Below are 22,496 nucleotides of genomic sequence, written 5' to 3'. Positions count from 1 at the left end.
GGGTCAGCCCGGAGGCGTCATTCGATAGAAATCAGACTGATACGGCACTGTAATATAGCTGCCTCTGAAATTCACACTCTTCTGACGAGTCTGCCTCAGGCTTGGCGCAACCCGTAGTAGAAACAGCTCTCATGCCGCTGGCGTGCCGAACACCAGATCTGGCCGGCGCTGACACGGCTGAAGCCGAGTGACTCCAGCAGGGAGATGGACCGCACATTGTCCGGTTGCACGGCCGCCCGCAGCTCCGGCACCCGCAGGACTTTGAAGAATTCCGCCATCGCCCGGGGGGCCGCCCGGCGCATCAAGCCAAGACCTTGATATTGCTCACCTATCCAATAGGTCAGCATGGCATAATTGCTTTCGCCGCGCGGGATTTCGGCGCTCACCCAGCCGCAGGGGATGGCCATGTCATGGGGTTCCACGACCGCCAGCCCATAGCCCCGGCCGTGGGCCGCAGCGTCCTGCATATAGGCGATCCGCGCCGCGACGTCCCGCGACGAGCACGGCGCCTGCCAGGACGCCAGCCGTGCCGCAACCTGCGGAGTCATAAGGGATGCGAGAGCCGGAGCGTCACCTTCGCGCAAGACACGAATAGGACTACCCTCCGCTCTCAATACGACGATGGTCTCAAGCTCTGCAATCATAAGGATATGAATGCACAACCGACACTACCGCAGCAACCCTTTCATAACCCTTTCCGCCAAAGATTTTCTGACAGTGCCGGAATTGCGGGGTATACAACTTTATCGTGCATGAATTACACGCCCAGGTTGCCGAACGATTCGAAACCGGAGCGGCCCTGGTGCCCTGCCCCGAAATTCGCCGCTCTTCGCGGCGCACTTCAGAGTCGGGACACCAGGGGCAGCGCGCGGGCGGCGGCCTGGCCGCTACGCACGGCGGCTTCAATGGTCGCGGGCAGGTCGGGGTCGGTCCAATCCCCGGCCAGCGCCAGATTTGCGAGCGGCAGACGGGGTGGCAGGCTGCGGGGGCCGGGGCGGTGGCGCGGGGTGGCCCGGCGCTCCTTCACCACGCGGCAGGCGGGGGGGCGGATCGGCCATTCGCCGGCAATGCCGACCGCGGCCACCGCGCGCAGGATTTCGGCCCAGGCGCGGGGGCCGAGGCTTTCGCCCGGCTCCTCGCTTTCGGCATCGGCGGCGCTGACGGTCACGGCGATCCCTTCCGGGCGGAACAGCACCCATTGGCACAGCCCGCCCAAAACCCCGACGAACCGCACCGGCCCCGGCACGCCATGGCCGAAGTGCAGGTTCAGGATGGGGGCATGCTCGCCTGGCGCCGCAAGCCCGGGCAAGAGACGCGTGGCCTCCCACGGCGGCAGCGCGAACAACACCGCGTCATCGCGCCCGAGCGCGATCTGTTCGCCCGCGAAGAGCAGCCGCGTCGCGCGGCCGGCCTCGGTCTCCACCCCCCGCAACCGTGCCCCGAAGACGACCGGCACCCGGCGTTGCGCCAGCGCGGCCAAGGCGGGGGCGATCAGCCCGGGGCCCAGCCCCTCCCGCGCCACCAGCAGCCGCGCCGCACCGGGCCAGGCGAGCCGCCGCGCGACGCTGCCGAGCAAGGCGGTGGAGGCCTCGGCGACCGGCGTGTTCAGCGCGGCGATGGCCAGCGGCTCGACGAAGCCGCGCAGCAGCTCGGGCCGGTCGGCGAAGGTTTCGGCGAGGCTGCGATCCGGCCCCCGGCCGAACAGCCGCGCCAGCGCGAAGATGCCCCCCGCCGGCCGCCGGTCCGCCCGCCACCAGCCTGAGGGGGACAGCGCGATGCGCCGCAGCGACCCATCGGCCAGATCGAGCAGCGGCAGCCCGTCCGGCTCCGGCTCCACCCAGGCCTCCCGCGCCCCGATCGCGCCCAAAAACCCCAGCGCCGCCCGATTGCCGGCGAGCAGCGCATGGGTGCCATTGTCCCGCCCATCCGGCAGCGCCCGGCAGCGCCCCCCGGCGACGGGGGCCGCCTCCCACAGCCGCACCGCGCGCCCCGCATCGGCCCCCCTCTGGCCAGCCAGGGCCAGCGCCGCCGCCAGCCCGGCGACGCCCGCGCCGACGACATGGACCGTCACCCCGGTCGGCCCCCCGGTTGGACCCCCGGTTGGATCCCCGGTTGGATCCCCGGTTGGATCATAGGCCAGCCGGCGGCCCAGGCGGCCATGCGGGCCTTCTCGGCGCGGTCCAGGCGCGGGCGGGTTCGCGGGGCGGCGAAGCCCTGTGCCAGCATCCGCGCCAGCAGCCGCCGATAACCCCACATCATGATCCGCGCCGGCAGCAGCGCGCGGGGGTGGCCGAGGGCCGCCAGCGTCGCATCCGCCGCGCCGAACCCGGCCTCCGCCTCGCGCGCCAGCGCCATGGCGGCGGCCGGGACCGAGGGCAGCGCCAGCAGCGCGGCGGCGGGCCGCGCCGCATCGGCGCCGGCCAGCAGCGACAGCGGCAGGTAGAGCCGATCCCGCGCCGCATCCTCATCCAGGTCGCGCAGGATGTTCACCAGTTGCAGCGTGCGGCCGAGAGCCAGCCCGAAGCCCACCGCCTCCGGCGCGCCAAAGACCCGCACCGCCATCGCGCCGACGCTGCCCGCGACCTGGCGGCAATAAAGATCCAGCGCCGGCGCATCGGCGATGCGGGGTGCGGGGGCGGCATCGGCCTCCATCCCCGCGATCATCGCCACGCATTCCGCGGCCGGCAGGTCGTGCGCGCGGCGGGCCAGGGCCAATTCGCGCGACAAAGCGCAATCCGGCGCCTGGAGCTTCGCCCGCCAGCCCGCCAGCGCGCGGCGGCGCTCCGCCAGCGGCGCGGCGCCATCGGCGATGTCATCGACGGCGCGGCAGAAGGCATAGACCGCATGCAGCCCCCGCCGCCGCCCCGCCGGCAGCACCGCCATGCCGGCACGGAAGCTGGAGCCGGAGCGCCCCACCCGCGCCTGCACGATCGCCGCGTCGCGCGGCGGCAGGGGGGAGGCAGCCAGCGCCGCCAGCGTATCGGCCCGCGACAGCGCGACCCGGCCCAGCACCGGGTCCGCCGCGCGCAGCCGCGCCAGCAGGCGCCGGGCGCAGCCGAGCGTCGCAGCGCTCTCCAGCGCCAGACGGCGGGAGGCGAGGCGGCGCGGCAGGCCGGCGGCGATGTCCAGCGCCGCCTCCACCCGGTCAAGCGCGGCATCCAGCACCGGGCGGCGGGCGGCGGCATCGGCGAAGAACGCGGCCTCCCCGCCCGCGGCCTCAAGCCAATCCAGCGGCAGGTAGACCCGCCCCAGCGCGGCGCGGTCCTGCGCGAGATCCTGCAGATGGTTCAGGATCTGCAAGGCGGTGCAGAGCGCATCGGCATCCGCCCCCGCGACCTCGCCATGCAGGCGCAGCAGCAGCCGCCCGACCGGCACGGCGGAGGTGGCGCAATACGCTTCCAGCGCCGGCCAGTCGGCATAGCGCGCCTGCACCGCATCCTGGCGGAAGGCGGCGAGCATCTGCCGTGCCTCGGCGGCGCCGGTGCCGGCGGCGTGCAGCCCGGCGGGTTCGGGCAGCGGCGTCGCGGGATCGTCCAGCCCGGCCTCCAGCAGCGCGAGGCGCGCGAGCTTCTCCCCAGGGTTCAGCAGCGGGTCGTCGGCGATGTCATCGGCGGTGCGGACGAAGCGATAGAAGGCGAGGATTTTGGGCCGCACCGCGCGCGACAGCAGCAGCGAGGCGACAGGGAAATTCTCGCTGCCAGGGCTCCGCGTCGGCGGCCCCACCGCGACGCCGCTCATGCGCGGCGGGCCATCGGCACGGGCAGCGGACAGCGGGGGCTGGGGCGGCGCATGGCCGCTGTCCTGCCCTGGGCGAGGGCGCAGGGCAAGGCGTCAAGCTTTCGCTAACCCTTGCCGGAGCAACCTGCCGCGGCCGCGTGGACCCGTGGAACTGCCCCCTAGCCCCCCCGGGGAGGCCTGCTCAGGAGGAGCGCCCGTGCCCCAGACCCTGCCTCAGACCCTGCACCGACTGACCTATTTCAGCCGCAGCCTGCTTCGCGGACCCGCCTGGTTCGTCGAGGCGGAGATCGAGCGCCTGCGGCACACCTCCGAGGCACGGAACCGCGCGGCCGGGATCACCGGCAGCCTGCTGTTCAACGACGGCTGCTTCGCGCAGATCCTGGAGGGGCCGGCGGCGGCGCTGGACCGGCTCTTCGCCGCGATCTGCGCCGATCCGCGCCATTCCCATGTGACGGTGCTGCAGGAGGTGACGGCCACCGCGCGCGCCTTTCCCGACACGCCGCTGAGCTACATCGGCCCGACGCTCACATTGCCGCCGCGAGGCGCGGCCGTGCCGCTGTTCGAGCGGATCGAACAGGTGGCGCGCGGGGAGGGTCCGTCAATCTCCCGGTAACCCGATCCGGGCAGACTCGTCCCAGCCAATTCGGCACCGCAAAGGCGCCCGACCCACCACGCCAGAACGGCGTCCGAAAGGATTGCCATGGCGACCCGCCATACCGTGCTCACCGACCCTCTTCCGGTCATGGAGCTGCACCCCGAGCTGCAAGCCGACGCTCTGCGCCGCGCCGCCTGGACCTTGGCCGCCCATGCCGAGGATCTGGCGCGGGCGATGCAGGCGGGCGCGGTCGAGCCCCGCGATGGCGTTGCCGCATTGCGGCTCTTCGCCGCCGTGGTGCGGGCGGCCGATGCCGCCCCTGCCGCGCGGCACCGCGGCCCGGCCGGGCGCGCCTGATCCCAGGCAGTGCTCAGCGCGCGAAGCGCGCCGGGCGGTGCTCAGCGCGCGAGGCGCGCCAGGCAGTGCTTAGCGCGCGAGGCGCGCCGCCGCGGCCTGCGCGATCCGCGCCTGCTCGGCCTCGGTCGCCGTGCCCCAGGCGGCGATCTCGGCCAGCGTCCGTCCGCAGCCGAGGCAGACCCGCCCGGCCGCGTCCAACACGCAGATCTGCTTGCAGGGGCTCTCCATGCCGCCCCTGTGCCCCGGCCACGCCAACAAGGCCAGCGCCCCCGTCTTGCGGCGCCGCCGCGCCCCCCGTAATCCGGCAGTCGGGGGGACTGACCAGCCATGACGACCGACCTTGAGATCGCCCGCGCCACGACCCTGCGCCCGATCACCGAGATCGCCACCCGCGCCGGCATCCCCGATGAGGCGCTGCTGCCCTATGGCCGGCTGAAGGCGAAGATCGACCCCGCGCTGATCCCCGACACCGGCCGGCGCGGCGCGCTGGTGCTGGTCACCGGCATCAGCCCGACCGCGGCCGGCGAGGGCAAGACCACCACCACCGTGGGCCTCACCGATGCGCTGGCGGCGGCCGGCATGCGCGCCATGGCCGCCCTGCGCGAGCCCAGCCTCGGGCCGTGCTTCGGGGTCAAGGGCGGGGCGACCGGCGGCGGCCGCGCCCAGGTCGGGCCGATGGAGGACATCAACCTCCATTTCACCGGCGATTTCCACGCCATCACCAGCGCCAACAACCTGCTGGCGGCGATGCTGGACAACCACATCCACTGGGGCAACGCGCTCGGGCTGGATACGCGCAAGATCGCCTGGCGCCGCGCGCTGGACATGAACGACCGCTCGCTGCGCCAGATCGTCGGCTCGCTCGGCGGGGCGGCCAATGGCGTGACGCGGGAGGATGGCTTCGACATCACCGTGGCGTCGGAGGTGATGGCGGTGTTCTGCCTCGCGACCGATCTCGCCGATCTGCAGGAGCGCCTCGGCCGCATGGTGGTGGGCCAGACCCGCGAGGGGAAGCTGATCACCGCGCGCGACCTCAAGGCCGATGGCGCCATGGCGGTGCTGCTGCGCGATGCGCTGATGCCCAACCTCGTGCAGACGCTGGAGGGCACGCCGGCGCTGATCCATGGCGGCCCCTTCGCCAATATCGCGCATGGCTGCAACAGCGTGATCGCGACCAAGCTCGCACTCCGCCTCGCGGATGTGGTGGTGACGGAGGCGGGCTTCGGCGCCGATCTCGGTGCCGAGAAGTTCCTGGACATCAAATGCCGCCAGGCCGAACTCTCGCCCGCCGCCTGCGTCGTGGTCGCGACGGTGCGGGCGCTGAAGATGCATGGCGGCGTCGCCAAATCCGCCCTGGCGGCCGAGGATGTCGCGGCGGTGCGGCGCGGGATCGCCAACCTCGCCCGCCATGTCGAGAATTGCCGCGGCTTCGGCCTGCCCGTGGTGGTCGCGCTGAACCGCTTCTCCGGCGACACCGAGGAGGAGATCGCCGCGGTGAAGGAGGCGATGGCCGCCCTGCATACCGAGGCGATCCTCTGCACCCATTGGGGCGATGGCGCCGCCGGGGCCGCCGACCTCGCCCGCGCCGTGCGGCGGATGATCGAGCATGGCGCCGAGCCCTATCTGCCGCTCTACCCCGACGCGATGCCGCTGGCGGAGAAGATCCGCACCATCGCGCGCCGCATCTACCGCGCCGCCGATATCTCCCTGCCCCCCAGCGTCGCCAAGCGGCTGGAGGCCTTCACCGCCGGCGGCTTCGGCCATCTGCCGGTCTGCATCGCCAAGACGCAGTATTCCTTCAGCGCCGATCCCACCGCCTTGGGCGCGCCGCAGGACCATATCCTGCCGGTGCGCGAGGTGCGGCTATCGGCGGGGGCCGGCTTCATCGTGGTGGTCTGCGGCGATGTGATGACCATGCCCGGCCTGCCGCGCAGCCCGGCCGCCGAACGCATCATGCTGGACGATCAGGGGCGGATCGACGGGCTGTTCTGATCGGCGTCGCGCGCGCCGTCGATCAGGAAACTCGCCATCGCCTGGGCGAGGCATTCGTTCAGCCGGTCCACCTCCGGCGTGCGATGCGCGCGATCGACGTGTTCGACATCGACGGTGCCGGCATCGGCCCAGGCCTGCATCAGATCATAGCGCCGGAACAGCGGCGCGCCATTGGCGGCCGAGGCGTAGCGCAGCGCCTCCAGATACGGCCAGACGTTGACGTTGGCGCGCAGGAAGCGGCTGAACTGCAAATCCATCAGCACGGAATCGATGTCCGGCCGCGCCTTCAACCGCGACAATCCGCGCGACAGGGTCTCGGCCATCTCGGCGACCTCCAGCCCCCGCGTCGCCTCGGTCGCGGCGGCCTGCCAGATCACGAGGTCGGGCTGCGCGCGCAGCACACTGTCGCGGATCATCGCCAACTGGTCGGCGGCGGTCAGCCCGCGGCCGCCCTGCACATCGACGGTGACCTGCACCTGCGGCAGCCGCTCGGCCAGCGTCGCCTCCAGCCGCACCGGCCAGGCGGCATCGGGGCGGGAGGTGCCGAGGCCGAGAATGGAGGCTGAGCCGACCGCCAGCACCCGCAGCCGGCCATGGGCGATGGCGCCGGCGACGGCAGGCAGCGGGCCGCTGTCGAGGAACTCGTCAGGGCTGGGGCAGACGGGCGCCGAGGCCATCGCCACAGGGGCGCCCAGCAGCGAAAGCAGCATCGAAAGCAGCAGAAGGGGCAGAGCGGGGAGCCGTCGCATCGGCTTTACGTCCTATCGGTCGTGACGGGAACCGGCAAGGAGGATTTGCGGAGGGTCCGCATCTCCACCCCATACCAGCCCGTCAGCAGCGCGACCCCGATCAGCCCCGCGGCCCCGACGAGGTTCACCGCCACCTGCATCCCCAGCGCATCGGAGCGTTCGAGAGCGAGGCGCCCGAAGAAGGACAAGGCGATGCCGCAGCAGAACACCGGCAGCGCCTGCTGCCCCATCAGCACGAAGGGCTGCGCCCAGCGCGCCCGCAGCCAGGCGGCGGAGGCCGGGACCAGATGCGCGAAGAGGTAGGCCATGGCCAGGATGCAGGCGAGGCGCATGGGATGCAGCGCGGTCTTGTCGATGCTGGCGATGAAGCCGGCCAGCGCCTCCGGCAGGGTCGCCTCGGCCCAGTCCCAGCGGAAGAAGATCAGGATCACGGCGAAGAAGGAGAAGGCGAGCAGCACCATGCAGAGCGCCGCGATCCAGCGCCGCCAGGGCACCGAGAGCGGCGCGCCATCCGGCGGGCGGTAGCCCATGGCGCAGCCGCAGAAGAACAGCAACTGCCAGGCGAGCGGATTGAAGAACCAGCCGCCCCCGCCCCAGGCCGTGAAATTCACCGACCAGAGCCGTGCTGCGGCATAGACCGTGGCGGAGATCCCCAGCATCAGCCACCGCCGCCGCAGCAGCGGCAGGGCCAGCGCCAGCATCGCCAGCAGCACGATGTAAAGCGGCAGGATGTTGAGGAAGGAGGGCTGGTAGCTGAGCATCAGCGCCTCCAGCAGCGCCTGGTAGGCATTGTCGGTGAAGGGGTCGAGGTGCAGCTCATCCAGATAGGCCATGCTGTCCAACGCCGCGGCCGAGTAGCCGACCTGGGCGGTGAACACGACCAGCAGGAAGATGTGCGCCACATAAAGGGTGAAGACCCGGCCCATCACGCGGCTGGCGGCGAAGAACCAGCCCTGGCGGTCCATGACCCGGCCATAGGCGATGCCGGCGGCGAAGCCGGCGAGCAGCACGAAGGCCTCGGTCGCATCGGCCAGCGACCAGTTCTTGGTGGTGACATAGCCGAGCCAGTTGCCCGGGATGTGATTCACGAAGATCGCCCAGAGGGAAAAACCACGGGCAAGGTCGGCCCGCAGGTCGCGCCCTTGGCGTATCAGCCCGTCCATGCGCATCGTCCCTCGATTGGCTGTGTATTGGGCGGGGCGTGGCAATGGCGCAAGCAGATGCGGAGGCGACGCTGCGGGAAGCTGCGCGGCGCCATGCCGCCGGCGATCTGGCCGGCGCGGTGCAACGCTACAAGGCCGTGCTGGTTGCGCGGCCGGGGGATGCGAATGCGCTGAACCTGCTCGGCGTGGCGGCCCGGCAACAGGGCGATCTGGCCGCCGCCCTGCGCTATGCCGAGGCGGCGGTGCGGGCGCGGCCGGGCAATGCGGTGTTCCTGCTGAATTTCGGCGCGAGCCTGGCTGAGGCCGGGCACCTGCCCCGTGCGGTGGCAGCGCTGCGGGCCGCGGTCAGGGCCGATCCGGCCAATGCCATGGCCTGGCGCAACCTTGGCCAGGCGATGGCCGCGGGCGGGGATGCGGCCGGGGCGCTGGAGCCCCTCGCCCGTGCCATCGCCACCGATCCCCGGGTGCCGGAGGCGCATCTGGCCCTGGCCCATGCCCGGCGCGAGGCGGGCGACCCGCTGGGCGCGCAGGCGGCGGCCGAGGCGGCGCTGGCCCTCGCCGGGGCCGATGCCGCCCTGGCGCGGCAGGCGCGGTTCCTGCTGGCGGCCCTCGGCCAGGGCCCGGCGCCGGACCGGGCGCCGGCCGATTACGTGCGCGGGCTGTTCGACCAATATGCCGCGCGCTTCGACGCCGACCTCCAGGGCCGGCTCGGCTATGGCACGCCGCTGCTGCTCGCCGGCGCGCTCAGGGCCTGCGGCGTGGCGGCGGATGGCAGCCGCCAGGTGCTCGACCTCGGCTGCGGCACCGGGTTGTCGGGGGTGGAGCTGCAGCCCTTCGCCGCGCGGATGGAGGGGGTGGACCTCTCGCCCCGGATGCTGGCCGCCGCCGCCGCGCGGGGGATCTATGCCGCATTGCACGAGGCCGATCTGATGGCATTCCTGCCCGCCCGGCCGGGGGCCTGGGATCTGGTGGCGGCGGCGGATGTGTTGAACTACCTCGGCGACCTGGCGCCGGTGCTGCCCTTGATCGCCGCCGCGCTGCGCCCCGGCGGGATCGCCGCCTTCAGCCTGGAGACGGGGGATGTGGCGCCCTACGCCCTCGGCCCCGGCATGCGCTACCGCCACGCGCCCGCGCATGTGGCGGGGCTGGCCGAGGCCGCGGGCTTCGCGGTGCTGGCCCAGGATGCGGCGGTGTTGCGGGAGGAACAGGGCGTGCCGGTGGCCGGCACGCTGTTCGTGTTGCGGCGCTAGCGCGGTTTCCGTTCGCTTGCGCTCACTCCACCCGCTCTAGCTTGTTGTTTTTCCGCATTTTCCGAGTCGTCAGGTGACTCCACCTGACTTGAAAATGCCTTAGCGCCCCTTAAGCGGGGAAGGTCCAGGAAACCCGGTTTCCTGGAGGCGTGATGGGAGGGCGACGCCCTCCCATCACGCCGCCAGGAAGGCGTGGATCCCGCGCGCCAGCGCCTGGGCCACCTTGGCGCGATGGTCCGGCCGGCGCAGCGCCGCCTCGTCCCGCGCATCGGAGAGGAAGCCCATCTCGACCAGCACCGAGGGGATATCCGGCGCCTTCAGCACCGCGAAGCCCGCCTGCCGGTGGGTATTGGGCAGCAGCGGCACCGCATCGCCGAGGGAATCCACCGTCAGCCGGGCCATGCGGTCCGACCCCGCGCGGGTTTCGGCCTGGACCAGGCTGATGAGGATGCGGGCGACCTCGAGGCTGACGGGGGGGATGTTGAGCCCGCCGGCGCGGTCGGCGTCATTCTCCCGCCGCGCCAGATTGGCCGAAAGCGCGTCCGAGGCGCGGTCGTTCAGGGTATAGACGCTGGCGCCGCGCGCGCCCGGGGCGCTATCGGCGTGCAGGGACACAAACAGCTTCGCCTGCCGCTGCCGGGCGAAATCGACGCGCCGGCCGAGCGACACGAAAACGTCGCGCGACCGGGTCACCGCGACGCGGCAGCGGCCGCCGCGTTCGAGCTGCCGCTTCAGCTCCAGCGTCGCGGCCAGGGTGATGATCTTCTCTCGGGTGCGGCGCGCGGTGCCGATGGTGCCGGGATCGCGGCCGCCGTGGCCCGCGTCCAGCACCACCAGCGGCAGCGGCGCCCGGCGGGCGGGCCGTCTGCCCTGGGCCAGGGCCTCCTCCGGCGCGATGCCGGCGATGGCGAGGATCAGGGCGGCGAATTGGCGTCGGTGCAGGGTCACGGGGGCGCGCTTGTCCGGCTTTGGGGTGCCTCTGCGAGGCGAGTCGTATGGCGCGAGGCTACCATAGGTCGTGCGCCAATCCGACCGGTTGCGCCGTCGCGCGACGCTGCCTATGGTGTAACGCCCCGGCGGCACGCGCCGCCGGCGGCGCATTCGGGGCAGGCCGCTCCGACGCGTCGGCACGTCGCTTGCCTCCACCCTCACCCGGGTCGGGGACCACAATCGGCTTTCGCCCTCGTATGGCCCCTGAAAACGGGGTGGGCGGCCGCGCCTTGCAGGCATGGAGCGACCCCGCTTTTCTGGCAGGGGCCCGCCCGTTCGTCAGCAGCCCCGATGGCGCCGCCGCACGCGAACCGGTGCGCGATCGACCTGACGTGTCAGGTCATAGTCTCGCGCGCCTGCTGCTGGCCCGACCGTGCCTGTGGCCCTCAAGGGCTGCGGGGCCTTTCCGGGGCACGACCCAGCACGGCGTATCGCCACCGGGCCGCCGCATCCTGTGCGGCCCGCCGAGGGAAAGGACGGGCCCGCACCATGCGCCGCATGCAGCGCCAGGTCGTGCCGTGCCGTCACCCCCCCGGGATCGCCACCCCTTGCCGCCCCGCGACGCGAGACACGCGCCGGGGCAGGGAGCACCCCGCGCCATGACCAAGCGCATGTTGATCGACGCATCCCACCCCGAGGAAACCCGGGTTGTGGTGCTTGACGGCAGCCGCCTCGATGATTTCGATATCGAATCCTCGGACCGTCTGCCTTTGAAGGGCAATATCTATTTGGCCAAGGTGGTCCGGGTGGAGCCCAGCCTCCAGGCCGCCTTCGTCGAATACGGCGGGAACCGGCACGGCTTCCTCGCCTTCGGCGAAATCCATCCTGACTACTACCAGATCCCGGTCGCCGATCGTGAACGTCTGCTGAAGATGCAGGCGGCCGAAGCGGCCGAGGACGCGGCGCGGGACGAGATGGATGCGGCGCATGAGGCCGCCTTGGCCAGCGCGCTGGAGGAATCGCTCCAGGCCGCCGCCGCCAATGGCGACACCTTGGCCGCCGAGGTCCTGGCCGAGGCCGGCATCCCCGCCGCCTTCGAGCCCTATGCCGCCGCCGAGGACGCCCCTGAGGAGGACACACCGGTCGAGGACGCACCGATCGAAGCTGGCCCGGCAGAGGTGGCGCCGGTCGAGGCTGCCGCCCCGGACGCCGCGCCGGTTGAAGCCGCCCCCGAACCCCCGGTGGCCGAGGCGCCCCCCCCTGGCGAGCCCCCCCCTGGCGAGCCCACCCCTGGCGCGCCGCCCCGCGCCCAGCCGATGTCGATGAATGAGGAGGTGCGCCACGGCGCCCCCGAAGACGACACCGCCGAAGCCGCTGGCGCCGAAGCCCGCGACACCGCACCCGAGGCGACCGCCGCCGCGGATGAGGCCGAGCCGCAGGCCCAGGCCGAGCCGAACGGCGAGCGCGAGCCCCACCGCTCCAGCCGCCGCCATGAAAGCCGCGACAACAACCGCCCCGGCCCCGTCGAGGTCGACAACGGCGCCGACGACACCCCTCCCCCCGAGACCATGGGTGGCGAGGACGCCGATGAGGACGACCGCGGCGAGGACCAAGCCCGCGAGCGCCGCGTGCCCTCGCGCCTGCTGCGCCACTACAAGATCCAGGAAGTCATCCGCCGCCGGCAGATCATGCTGGTGCAGGTCGTCAAGGAAGAGCGCGGCGGCAAGGGCGCGGCCCTGACCACCTACATCTCGCTCGCCGGCCGCTACTCCGTGCTGATGCCCAACAGCCCGCGTGGCGGCGGCGTCTCGCGCAAGATCACCTCCGCGACCGATCGCCGCCGCCTGCGCGAGATCGTCGAGGAAGTGAACCTGCCCGATGGCATGTCGCTGATCGTCCGCACCGCCGGCGCCGCCCGGCCCAAGCCCGAGATCAAGCGCGACTGCGAATATCTGGTCCAGCTTTGGGACCATATCCGCGAACGCACCCTCTCCTCGGCCGCGCCCGCGCTGATCTATGAGGAAGCAGACCTGCTGAAGCGCTCCGTGCGCGACGTCTACAACCGCGATTTCGAGGAAATCGTGATTGCCGGCAACGATGCCTGGAAAGAAGCCCGCGATTTCATGCGGATGCTGATGCCTGGGCAGGAACGCAAGATCCATTTGCATCAGGACCCGCTGGTTCCGCTGTTCGCCAAGAACGGCGTCGAGCAGATCCTCGATGCGATGATGTCGCCCACCGTCCAGCTCAAGTCGGGCGGCTATCTCGTCATCAACCAGACCGAGGCGCTGGTCGCCATCGACGTGAACTCCGGCCGCGCCACCCGCGACCGGCACATCGAGGACACGGCGCTGCGCACCAACACCGAGGCGGCCGAGGAAATCGCCCGCCAGGTGCGGCTGCGCGACCTCGCCGGGCTGATCGTGATCGATTTCATCGACATGGAATCCGCCCGCAACGATGCGCTCGTCGAGCGCAAGCTGAAGGAATCCCTGCGCCACGACCGCGCGCGGATCCAGGTCGGCCGCATCAGCCACTTCGGCCTGCTGGAGATGAGCCGCCAGCGGCTGCGTCCCTCGCTGACCGAACACGCCTTCATCACCTGCGCGCATTGCCAGGGCCTCGGCATCGTCCGTGGCCAGGACAGCGCCGCACTCCAGGTGCTGCGCGGGATCGAGGAAGAGGGCGCCCGTCGCCGGGCCTCGGAAATCCGGGTGCATCTGTCCGCGTCGCTCGCCATCCACATGCTGAACCGCAAGCGCGACCGCCTGACCGCGATCGAGGCCCGCACCGGCATGTGCGTGCTGTTCGAGGCCGACCCGACCGCGCTTGGCGCCGCCTTCCGCATCGAGCGGACCAAGGCCGCCAATCCGAACGCACCGCTGCCGGTCGCACCCAGCTCGGCGCTGCGGATGGACTACACCGCCGCCACCGAACCGGTTGAGGAAGCCGAGCTGGAGGAGGAGGAGATCGTCGAGGAGGCGCCCGAGGCCGAGGCCGGGGCGGACGCCCCGCGCGCCCGTGACGACAGCGCCCGCCGCGGCCGTGGCCGTGGCCGCCGTCGTGGTGGCCGGCGTGAGGATGGCGAGGCCGCCGAGGGGGCCGAGCCGCGCCCCGCGCGCGACGAGACCCCTCGCCCGCCGCGTGAACCCCGCCCCGCGCGGGTCGAGGCCGAAGCAGGCGAGGCTGAAGCAAGCGAGGCTGCGGCCACGCCGGCTGGCGATGGCACCGAGCCCAACGCCGAAAGCGATGCCGCCGCGGCCGAGGAGGCCCAGCGCCGCCGCCGCCGCCGCCGTGGCGGCCGTCGCCGGCGTGAGGAGATGGAAGGCCGCGCCAGCGGTGAGCCGGAGTCCGAGGACGGCGCCGAGCCTGGCGCGGAGGACGTCCCCGCCGCGGCGCCGCCGGCGCCCTCCGCCCCGGTCGCCCCGCGCTATGCGGGTCCGACGCCGGCCGATCCCTTCGCCGGCACGCTGGACGACATCTTCGACGTGATGGCCGCGGCGGAAGCAGCCGCCGAGGCCGCGGTGGCGGCCCCGGCACGCCGCGCCCCACGCCGCGCCCCGGACGCGCCTGCCCCGGAGGTGGCGGCCCCTGAGGCGGCGGCCCCGGAGGCTGCGGCCCCTGAGGCGCCGGCCCCCGAGGCACCCGTCCTGGAGGCACCCGCCCCTGAGGCAGCGCCGCCCGTGGCCCCGGCCGAGCCGGTGGTGGAAGCCGCCGCCGAGGCCGTGGCACCGGAGCCCGGCGAGGAGCCGGCCCAGGGCCCGTTGGTGAAGCCCATCGTCATCGGTGCCGAGGCCGATGCCGCCGCCCCCCGCAAGAAGGGCTGGTGGAACCGCTGACCGAACAGCATCCCGGGGGCGGCAGCGCCGCTCCCGGGCCCGTGTTGCAACCATTCACCCGGCTGGCGCGCTTCCAGGACGACCCATTCATTCGTTCGGAGGTGTTTTCATCATGTTCGCCACCTACAGCCTCGCCGCCGCGGCCACCCTTCTCTCCCTGGCCGCCTATGCGGCGGAGCCCGACCGTCGGGCCTCGTCCGACGTGCGGATCGTGACCCCGGTCTCCGCCACCTGCGAGGTGACGCATGAAGGCAAGGTGGTCTACCGCCTGCCCTCGACGCCGGCGGTGGTCCCGGCCAGCTCGCTGACCGAGCAATCCGTCATCACCTGCGTCTGGCAGAACGCGGCCGGCGGCCAGGTCACCGGCACCTCCAACATCGGCAGCGCCGGCTTCAGGCCGGTCGGCATGGGCGAGATCATCTTCCCGGCAAGCTGACGCCCGCGGCCTGGCCCCGCTCCATATCCTCAAGGATCGGGCAGTCGGGCCGTTCGTCGCCATGGCAATGCGCCGCCAGGTGCCGCAGGGTCGCGGCCATGGCGTGCAAAGCCTCGGCCTTGGCCTCCAGCTCGGCGATGTGCTGGAGCGCCACGGCCTTCACCTCGGCGCTGGCGCGATTGCGGTCGCGCCACAGCGCCAGCAGCCGCCCCACTTCCTCCAATGAAAACCCGAGGTCCCGCGCCCGGCGGATGAAGCGCAGGCTGTGGATCGCCGGCCCGTCGTAATGGCGGTAGCCGGCTTCGGATCGGGGCGGCCCCGGGATCAGCCCGATCGCCTCGTAATGCCGGATCATCTTGGCGGAAACGCCCGAGGCCGCGGCGGCCTCGCCGATGGTCGCGGTCATGGGGTCGGCCTCCAGCGGCGCAGCGACAGCGCATTGACCACGACCGTCACCGAGGACGCCGCCATCGCCGCCCCGGCAAACACCGGGCTGAGCAGCCCAAACGCCGCGAGCGGCAGCCCCAGCGCATTGAAGACGAAGGCCCAGCCGAGCCCCTGCCAGATGCGCGTGCGGATTTTCCGCGCGATCTCAAGCGCGGCGGGGACCAGCCCCGGATCGCCGCGCAGCAAGGTGATCCCCGCGGTCTGCATCGCGACATCGCTGCCCGAGCCCATGGCGATCCCCAGATCCGCCGCCGCCAGCGCGGGCGCGTCGTTGATGCCGTCGCCGACCATGGCCACGACCTCGCCCGCCGCGCGCAGGGCGGCGATGCGGGCCGCCTTGTCGCCCGGCAGCAGCCCGGCCGCGACCTCGTCGATCCCCAGGGCGCGCGCGGCCACGGCGGCGCTGCCGGCGCTGTCGCCGGTCAGCAGCAGGCTGCGCACCCCCTGCCGGCGCAGCGCGGCCAGGGCCGCCGCGGCCTCGGGCTTTATCGAATCGCCAAAGGCGAACATCCCGAGCACCGTCCCGGGTTCCGCCAGGTAGGAGAGGCTGCGCCCTTCCGCCTCCAGCGCCGCCGCGCGGGCGGCGAAAGCGCTGATGTCCAGTCCCATCTCCCCCATCAGCCGCGCGGTGCCCAGCACCAGGGTGCGGCCGCCGACCTCGGCCTGCACGCCCCGGCCCGGCAGGGCGCGGGCGGCGGTCGCGGCGGGGATGGGCAGGCCGCGCCGCGTCGCCTCGCCGGTCACGGCGCGGGCCAGCGGGTGGAGGCTGCCGGCCTGCACCGCCGCCGCCAGGGCCAGGATGGCGTCATCCTCGGGTTCCATGGCGACCAGGCTGGGGTGGCCCTCGGTCAAGGTGCCGGTCTTGTCGAAGGCGACCACCGTGACCGCCAGCGCCTGTTCCAGCACCGCCGCATCCCGCAGCAGGATGCCATGCCGCGCCGCGACCCCGGTGCCGGCCATGATCGCCGCGGGCGTCGCGAGGCCGAGCGCGCAGGGGCAGGCGATGACCAGCACCGCCACCGCATGCAGCAGCGCCACATCCACCCCGGCCCCCACCCAGAGCCAGCCCGCCAGGGTCACCAGCGCGATCCCCACCACCACGGGCACGAAGATGGCCGCCACCCGGTCCACCAGCCGCTGCACCGGGGCACGGGTCGCCTGGGCGTCCTCCACCAGGCGGATGATGCGGCCGAGCATGCTTTCCGCGCCGAGCGCCGTGGTGCGGACCACCAACTGGCCATCGCCGTTCACAGCCCCCCCCGCCACCGCATCGCCGGGGGATTTGGCGATCGGCAGGCTCTCGCCGGTCAGCAGCGCCTCATCGACCTGGGAGACGCCCTCCAGCACCGTGCCATCGACCGGGATCGCCTCGCCGGGGCGGACCACCACCAGATCGCCGATCGCAAGCTCGGCCAGCGGCACGGCGCGCTCCACCCCATCCAGCCGCCGCCGGGCGGTGGCGGGGCGCAGCGCGGCCAGGGCGCGGATCGCCGCCCCCGTCTCCCGCCGCGCCATCGCCTCCATGCGCTTGCCGAGCAGGACCAGGGCGATGACCACCGCCGAGGCCTCGAAATACAGATCCCCGCCCCGCCACAGGTTCACGAGGCTCAACCCGAAGGCGGAGGAGGTGCCGAGCGCCACCAGCAGGTCCATGTTGCCGGTCCCCGCCCGCAACGCGCCCCAGGCCGCGCGGTAGAAGCGCGCGCCGAGCCAGAGCTGCACCGGCGCCGCCAGCGCCAGTTGCAGCCAGCCCGGCAGCATCACATGCACCCCGAAGGGCATCAGGATCATCGGCAGCGCCAGCCCGCAGGCCAGCAGCACCGGCCAGAGGTCGGAGCGCGGGGCGGCGGGGGCGGCCGCCTCCGGCACCGTCGCGCCATAGCCGGCGCGGGTCACCGCCGCGACCAGCGCGGCCGCATCGGCCGGCGCCGTCATGGTCACCCGCGCGCGGTCGCTGGCGAGGTTCACCGTGGCCGAAAGCACCCCCGGCACCGCCCGAAGCGCCTTCTCCACCCGCCCGGAGCAGGAGGCGCAGGTCATCCCGGTCACATCCAGGTCCAGGCTCGCCAGCGCCGGCTCGTAGCCCGCCTTGGACACCGCCTGCGCCACCGCCGCGGCCGTGGCCGGCGGCTCGGCCAGGGTCACCCGCAGCCGTTCCGAGGCGAGGTTGACCGAGGCCGCCGCGACGCCGGGCAGCGCCCGCACCGCGCGCTCCACCCGCCCGGCGCAGGCCGAACAGGTCATGCCCCCGATTCCAAGATCGAGGCTGGTGGTGGTCATGAAAAAATCTCCCGGCGGCGCGCGCCAGGATCAGATGAGGGTTCCCATCATGGGAAGGTCAAGAGGCGGCGCGCGACTCCGCGACCAGCCGCTCCAGCGCCGCCAGATCCACCGCCCCCGGCACCAGCGCATGGGTGCCGGAGATCACCAGCGCCGGGGTGCCCTCGATCCCCAGGGTCTGGGCCAGCGCGACGTTCGCGGCGATGCGGCGCTGGATGGAGGGGTCGTCCATATCCCGCCGCAGCCGCGCCCAATCGGCACCCGCATGTTCGGCCTGGACGCGCAGGACGGCCTCGCTCGGCTCCCCGTTCAGCCGCATCAGCGCGTCGTGCAGCGCCGCGTAGCGGCCCTGGCGCTGGGCGGCGAGCAGGGCGCGGCTCGCGACCACGCTGCTCGGCCCCAGGATCGGCAGGTCCTTCAGCACCAGCCGCACGCCGCGATCCTTGGCGAGCAAGGCGGTGATCGCGGGGTGCATCTGCTTGCAGTAGCCGCAGCGGGCATCGAAGAACTCGACGATGGTCACATCGCCCGAGGTATTGCCGAGCACCGGATCGGCGGCATCGCGGAACAGCGCATCGGCATGGGCCAGGATCACCGCGCGCTGACGGTCGGCGGCGGCGGTGGCCTCGGACTGCTGCAAGGCGATCATCGCCTCGCGCAGGATGCTCGGGTCCTCGCGCAGGGCGCGGCGCAGCACCTCCACCACCTCGGCGCGCTGGGCTTCCGTGAGGGCCTGGGCCAGCGCCGGCAGGCCCGGCAGCGCCAGCGCCAGCCCCAGGATCAGGCGGCGGCGGGACGTGGTGGTCATCGGCGCGGAATCCCCTGGCGGCGTCGCGCGGCGTCATCCGCATCGCGTTCATCGCGCGTCATGTTATCGCGTTGCGCGGCATTGCGCAGGTCCTGCGCGCGCAGACGTGTGGGCCCCGGCGGCAGCGCCGCCTCGGCGCGGGTGGCGAGCCAGCGGACCTGGGGGTAGTCGCCCTCCAGCAGGGCTTCCTCGGCCAAAGCCAGATCGGCCTGTGGCATCTGCCCCTGGCGGCCATAGGCGATGCCGAGCTGGCGCCAGGCGAAGGCATTGTCCCGCTCGGTCGCCAGGGCCGACTCCAGCTCGGTGACGGCGGGGCGCAGCAGCAGCGGGTCGCCGGTCTCGATCATCACGCGGGCCATCGACAGCCGGATCAGCGCGGCACCGGGGGCCATGCGGATGGCGGCGCGATAGGGGTCCAGCGCCTGCACCGGGCGCCCGCCCTCGAACAGCACCTGGCCCTTCATCTCCTGCAGCCAGGGGCTGCGAGGGTCCTCGGCGATCAGCTGGTCCAACGCGACGACGGCGGCATCGATCCGCCCCGCGCGGAAATCGGCGATGGCGCGGGCGTAGCGGGCGGGGGCGGAGGTGTCGCTGGCCGGATACCGCCGCCGCGTCACCGCCGGGGCGGCCAGGAAGCCATCCAGCTTGGCCCGGACCATGGCGTAGCGCTGGTGCCATTCGGCGGGGATGCCCGCGTCCTTGGTCGGGCTGCGGGCCAGTTCCTCCTGCACATACTCCAGCCGGTCGCGGGAGAGCGGGTGGGTGCGGAAATACGGGTCCTGCCGGCCCACCGCCAGCAGCTCCTGGTCCAGCAGCCGTTGCAGCAGCACGGTCAGCCCGCGCGGCGACCAGCCGTTGCGTTCGAGGTAGCTGACCCCGGCCTGATCCGCCGCCTGCTCCTGCTGCCGGGTGAAGGCGTAGAGCGAGCCTTGCGCCATCTGGGTGCCGCCGAGGGCGATGGCCATCCCCGCGTCCGCCCCGCCCCCGGCCGCCGCCACACCGCCCAGCAGCATGGCCGCGACCGAGCGCAGCATGGCCAGCCGCATCTCCTCCGGCAGCCGCGCGAGGTGCCCGCCGGCGATGTGCCCGGTCTCATGCGCGAGCACGCCGAGCAGCTCCTCGGCGCCCTCCGCCTTCTGGATCAGCCCCGTGTGAATGAACATGCGGTTGCCGGTGGCGACGAAGGCGTTTATCGCCGCGTCCTGGATCAGCGTGATGCGAACCGCGGATGGCGAGACGCCGGCGGCGCGGAACAGCGGATCGGCGAAGGTACGGAGCAGGCTCTCCGTCTCAGCGTCCCGGATCGTGGTAACACGCGACGTGCCTTGTGCCGTCGCCGCTTGGGGATACAGGGCCGACACCATGAGCATCAGCGCGGCGAAACAGAGGGCCAGCCGGTTCATGGGTGGCACCCTAACCCAGCGGGGCGGGCAGCGGCCAGCCTTGGCTCTCGTGTCCATCCTGGCCCTGGCCGGTTGCGGCACGGCCTCCAACACCGGCCCGGTGCCGGGGGAGACCGGCTATGTGCGCGGCTTCCTCGGCCAGGTGGCGGCGGATGAGCCGCGTGCGGCGGTGGTGGCGCGCGATGTCCTCTCCGCCGGCGGCAATGCCATCGACGCGGCCGTGGCGGGGGGCTTCGCGCTCAGCGTCACCTTGCCCTCCCGCGCCGGGATCGGCGGCGGCGGCGCCTGCCTCGTGTTCCTGCCGTCCCGCGGCGTCACCGAATCGGTGACCTTCCCGGCCGGCGCCCGCGCCTCGGTGCCCGAAGGGGCGGATCGCCCGGCGGCGGTGCCGATGATGGCCCGCGGGCTGTTCGCGCTGCACACGCGGGGCGGCAAGCTGCCCTTCGAGCAATTGGTCATCCCGGCCGAACAGGCCGCGCGCTTCGGCATCGATGTCTCCCGCGCGTTGGGCGCGGATCTGGCGATCGCGGGCGTGCCGCTCGCGGCCGACCCCTGGGCGCGGCTGATCTTCGCCTCGCCCGGCGGGCAGCCGCTGGCCGAGGGGGGGCGCCTCGTGCAGCCCGATCTGGCGGCGACCTTGGCGACGCTGCGGACCGCCGGCGTCGGCGACCTGCACCAGGGCAACCTGGCGCGGCGGGTCGAGGCGGTCTCCGCCCATGCCGGCGCCATGCTGACCGTGGCCGAGATGCGTGCCGCCGTCCCCACGATCGGTGAGCCGCTGGTCACACCCGGGACCTCGACCGGCGACAGCATCGCCTGGCTGCCGAATCCGGGCGGCACGGCCGCCGCCGCCGCCTTCCGCGCCCTGCCGGGTGCGGCGACCAGCGGCGCGACCCTGCCCGCCTCCGCCGGTATGCTGGTGGTGGACCGCGATGGCATGGCGGTGAGCTGCGCCTTCAGCATGAACAATCTGTTCGGCACCGGGCGGGTGGCGCAGGGGTTGGGCTTCCTCTTCGCCGCCGCCCCGGGTGTCGGGCAGATCCAGCCGCCGCTGCTGGCGGCGGCGATCGCCTCCAACGGCCCGCTGCGCGCCTTCCGCGCCGCCTCGGTCGGCACCGGGCAGGCGGGCGCGCCCTTGGGCGCCGCGGCCCCGCTGGCCGCCGCTTTGCGCGGCGCCACCGCCACCGAGGCGCTGCGTGGCCTGCCCGATCCGGCGCGGGGGCTCGTCGCCTCCTGCCCGCGCTATCTGCCGGGCCAGTCGGAGCAATGCACGGCCGCCGTCGATCCGCGTGGGTTCGGGGTGGCGCTCGGCACGCTCGACTGATGGCGCTGAAGGTTGGTCGGGGGGCTTTGGCGCCCCCCTTCCTGGTCATGGATGTGATCGCGGCCGCCAATGCGCGGGCGCAGTCCCTGGCGCCGGGCGAGCCCGGCATCATCCGCATGGAGGTCGGCCAGCCCGGCACCGGCGCGCCGCGGGGGGCGGCCGAGGCGGCGATCGCCGCCCTGCGGGCCGGCGCGCCGATGGGCTATACCGAGGCGTTTGGGCTGCCCTCGCTGCGGGCACGGATCGCGCGGCATTATGCGGAGAAATACGGCCACGCCGCCGCCCCCGCCCAGGTCGCGGTGACGGTGGGGGCCTCGGGCGCGTTTCCGCTCGCTTTCCTGGCGGCCTTCGACCGGGGCGATGAGGTCGCGATGGCCGCCCCCTTCTACCCGCCCTATGCCAATATTCTGGTGGCGCTGGGGATGGTCCCGAAACTGCTGCCGGCCGATGCCGGCACCAATTTCCAGCCGACGCTCGCGATGCTGGAGGCGATGGACCCGCCCCCCGCCGGGCTGATCATCGCCAGCCCCTGCAACCCCGCCGGCACCATGCTCGCGCCGGAGGATCTGGCCGCCATCGCCCGCTGGTGCGATGCCAAGGGGGTGCGGCTGATCTCCGACGAGATCTACCACGGGCTGTCCTGGGGCCGGACGGCGGAGGCGACGGCGGCGGCGTTCTCGCCCTCGGCCATCGTGGTGAACTCGTTCAGCAAGTATTTCTCCATGACCGGCTGGCGCATCGGCTGGCTGCTGCTGCCGCAGGATCTGGTCCGCCCGGTGGAGTGCCTGGCGCAGAACATGGTCATCAGCGCGCCGCACATCGCCCAGGTCGCGGCCGAGGCGGCGATGGACTGCGTCGAGGAATGCGAGGCCAACCGCGCGCGCTACGCCCGCAGCCGCGCGGCTCTGCTGGCGGCGATGCCGGGGGCGGGGTTCAACCGGATGGCGCCGGCGGATGGCGCCTTCTACCTCTGGGCCGATGTCGGGCATCTGACCAACGACAGCACCGAATTCTGCGCCCGGATGCTGGCCGAGGCGGGGATCGCGGCGACGCCGGGGGTGGATTTCGACCGCGCGCGGGGGGCGCGCTATGTGCGGTTTTCGTATTGCGGGCCGGAGGAGGATATGGCGGCGGCCCCGGGCCGGCTGCGGCGCTGGCTCGGGCGTTAGTCGTTCCCTGCCACGC

19 protein-coding genes are annotated in these 22,496 nt (G+C 72.9%); 8 read left to right on the top strand and 11 right to left on the bottom strand.

All coding sequences use genetic code 11. From position 1 onward, the window contains the following. Positions 1-95: 95 nt before the first annotated feature. From C8P66_RS06085 to C8P66_RS06075, 3 genes are all read right to left on the bottom strand, one after another. A complete protein-coding gene (locus C8P66_RS06085; protein ID WP_111397260.1) occupies positions 96-644 on the bottom strand; it encodes a GNAT family N-acetyltransferase in 549 nt (182 codons plus the stop codon). A gap of 197 nt (positions 645-841) precedes the next feature. Then, positions 842-2,071 (bottom strand): hydroxysqualene dehydroxylase, encoded by a 1,230-nt coding sequence (locus tag C8P66_RS06080; protein ID WP_158537114.1) that lies wholly within the window; start codon positions 2,069-2,071, stop codon positions 842-844. After that, a complete protein-coding gene (locus C8P66_RS06075; protein ID WP_111397258.1) occupies positions 2,068-3,738 on the bottom strand; it encodes a squalene/phytoene synthase family protein in 1,671 nt (556 codons plus the stop codon). Before C8P66_RS06075 ends, C8P66_RS06080 begins: the two co-directional genes overlap by 4 nt. Before the next feature lie 196 nt (positions 3,739-3,934). On the opposite strand from C8P66_RS06075, the gene C8P66_RS06070 reads away from it, so the two are divergent. Both C8P66_RS06070 and C8P66_RS06065 read left to right on the top strand, forming a co-directional pair. Beyond that, a complete protein-coding gene (locus C8P66_RS06070) occupies positions 3,935-4,351 on the top strand; it encodes a BLUF domain-containing protein (protein WP_158537113.1) in 417 nt (138 codons plus the stop codon). Between the two features lie 87 nt (positions 4,352-4,438). Continuing rightward, positions 4,439-4,690 (top strand): P-loop NTPase family protein, encoded by a 252-nt coding sequence (locus C8P66_RS06065; RefSeq protein ID WP_245903259.1) that lies wholly within the window; start codon positions 4,439-4,441, stop codon positions 4,688-4,690. A 69-nt stretch (positions 4,691-4,759) separates the two neighbouring features. Here C8P66_RS06065 and C8P66_RS06060 read toward each other — a convergent pair whose 3' ends face one another. After that, the gene (locus C8P66_RS06060; RefSeq protein WP_111397256.1) at positions 4,760-4,918 is read right to left on the bottom strand and encodes a DUF1289 domain-containing protein; all 159 of its coding nucleotides are present in this window, start codon (positions 4,916-4,918) and stop codon (positions 4,760-4,762) included. A gap of 99 nt (positions 4,919-5,017) precedes the next feature. Here C8P66_RS06060 and C8P66_RS06055 point away from each other — a divergent pair, with 99 nt between their 5' ends. Continuing rightward, the gene (locus C8P66_RS06055; protein WP_111397255.1) at positions 5,018-6,682 is read left to right on the top strand and encodes a formate--tetrahydrofolate ligase; all 1,665 of its coding nucleotides are present in this window, start codon (positions 5,018-5,020) and stop codon (positions 6,680-6,682) included. On the opposite strand, the gene C8P66_RS06050 is transcribed toward C8P66_RS06055, so the two are convergent. Both C8P66_RS06050 and C8P66_RS06045 read right to left on the bottom strand, forming a co-directional pair. Next, the gene (locus tag C8P66_RS06050) at positions 6,655-7,431 is read right to left on the bottom strand and encodes an SGNH/GDSL hydrolase family protein (RefSeq protein WP_111397254.1); all 777 of its coding nucleotides are present in this window, start codon (positions 7,429-7,431) and stop codon (positions 6,655-6,657) included. The genes C8P66_RS06055 and C8P66_RS06050 overlap by 28 nt on opposite strands. Positions 7,432-7,436: 5 nt before the next feature. Continuing rightward, a complete protein-coding gene (locus C8P66_RS06045; RefSeq protein WP_158537112.1) occupies positions 7,437-8,594 on the bottom strand; it encodes an OpgC family protein in 1,158 nt (385 codons plus the stop codon). Between the two features lie 44 nt (positions 8,595-8,638). Between C8P66_RS06045 and C8P66_RS06040 the strand changes: the two genes are divergently transcribed. Continuing rightward, entirely contained in the window at positions 8,639-9,844 is a 1,206-nt protein-coding gene (locus tag C8P66_RS06040) for a tetratricopeptide repeat protein (protein WP_111397252.1), read from the top strand. A 174-nt stretch (positions 9,845-10,018) separates the two neighbouring features. Here C8P66_RS06040 and C8P66_RS06035 read toward each other — a convergent pair whose 3' ends face one another. Next, positions 10,019-10,792 carry an N-acetylmuramoyl-L-alanine amidase family protein gene (locus C8P66_RS06035; RefSeq protein ID WP_245903257.1) on the bottom strand — a complete coding sequence of 258 codons (774 nt, stop codon included), beginning with the start codon at positions 10,790-10,792 and terminating at the stop codon, positions 10,019-10,021. Positions 10,793-11,433: 641 nt separating this feature from the next. Here C8P66_RS06035 and C8P66_RS06030 point away from each other — a divergent pair. Then, positions 11,434-14,613, top strand: a complete 3,180-nt coding sequence (locus tag C8P66_RS06030; protein ID WP_170141559.1) for an Rne/Rng family ribonuclease — start codon at positions 11,434-11,436, stop codon at positions 14,611-14,613. A 112-nt stretch (positions 14,614-14,725) separates the two neighbouring features. Continuing rightward, positions 14,726-15,049, top strand: coding sequence for a hypothetical protein (locus tag C8P66_RS06025; protein WP_111397249.1), 324 nt, complete (start codon positions 14,726-14,728; stop codon positions 15,047-15,049). On the opposite strand, the gene cueR is transcribed toward C8P66_RS06025, so the two are convergent. Genes cueR through C8P66_RS06005 form a run of 4 tightly spaced genes read right to left on the bottom strand, consistent with a single transcriptional unit; the run spans position 15,030 to position 19,987 of the window. Next, on the bottom strand, positions 15,030-15,455 hold the full coding sequence (cueR, locus tag C8P66_RS06020) for a Cu(I)-responsive transcriptional regulator (RefSeq protein ID WP_111397248.1): 426 nt from the start codon (positions 15,453-15,455) through the stop codon (positions 15,030-15,032). The two genes, C8P66_RS06025 and cueR, sit on opposite strands and share 20 nt — an antisense overlap. Then, positions 15,452-17,776, bottom strand: coding sequence for a heavy metal translocating P-type ATPase (locus C8P66_RS06015; protein WP_111397247.1), 2,325 nt, complete (start codon positions 17,774-17,776; stop codon positions 15,452-15,454). The genes cueR and C8P66_RS06015 overlap by 4 nt, the downstream gene beginning before the upstream one ends. A 58-nt stretch (positions 17,777-17,834) precedes the next feature. After that, a complete protein-coding gene (locus tag C8P66_RS06010) occupies positions 17,835-18,584 on the bottom strand; it encodes a DsbA family protein (protein ID WP_111397246.1) in 750 nt (249 codons plus the stop codon). Then, positions 18,581-19,987 (bottom strand): M48 family metalloprotease, encoded by a 1,407-nt coding sequence (locus C8P66_RS06005; RefSeq protein WP_158537111.1) that lies wholly within the window; start codon positions 19,985-19,987, stop codon positions 18,581-18,583. The genes C8P66_RS06010 and C8P66_RS06005 overlap by 4 nt, the downstream gene beginning before the upstream one ends. Here C8P66_RS06005 and C8P66_RS06000 point away from each other — a divergent pair. Both C8P66_RS06000 and C8P66_RS05995 read left to right on the top strand, forming a co-directional pair. Continuing rightward, a complete protein-coding gene (locus C8P66_RS06000; RefSeq protein WP_158537110.1) occupies positions 19,986-21,311 on the top strand; it encodes a gamma-glutamyltransferase in 1,326 nt (441 codons plus the stop codon). The two genes, C8P66_RS06005 and C8P66_RS06000, sit on opposite strands and share 2 nt — an antisense overlap. Further along, positions 21,311-22,480, top strand: coding sequence for a pyridoxal phosphate-dependent aminotransferase (locus C8P66_RS05995; protein WP_111397244.1), 1,170 nt, complete (start codon positions 21,311-21,313; stop codon positions 22,478-22,480). Before C8P66_RS06000 ends, C8P66_RS05995 begins: the two co-directional genes overlap by 1 nt. The last annotated feature ends 16 nt before the right edge of the window (positions 22,481-22,496 follow it).

It is taken from the genome of Humitalea rosea, assembly GCF_003253705.1.
In the GTDB taxonomy this organism is placed as follows: Bacteria; Pseudomonadota; Alphaproteobacteria; order Acetobacterales; family Acetobacteraceae; genus Humitalea; species Humitalea rosea.
This window is presented reverse-complemented; position numbering and strand designations above follow the sequence as displayed.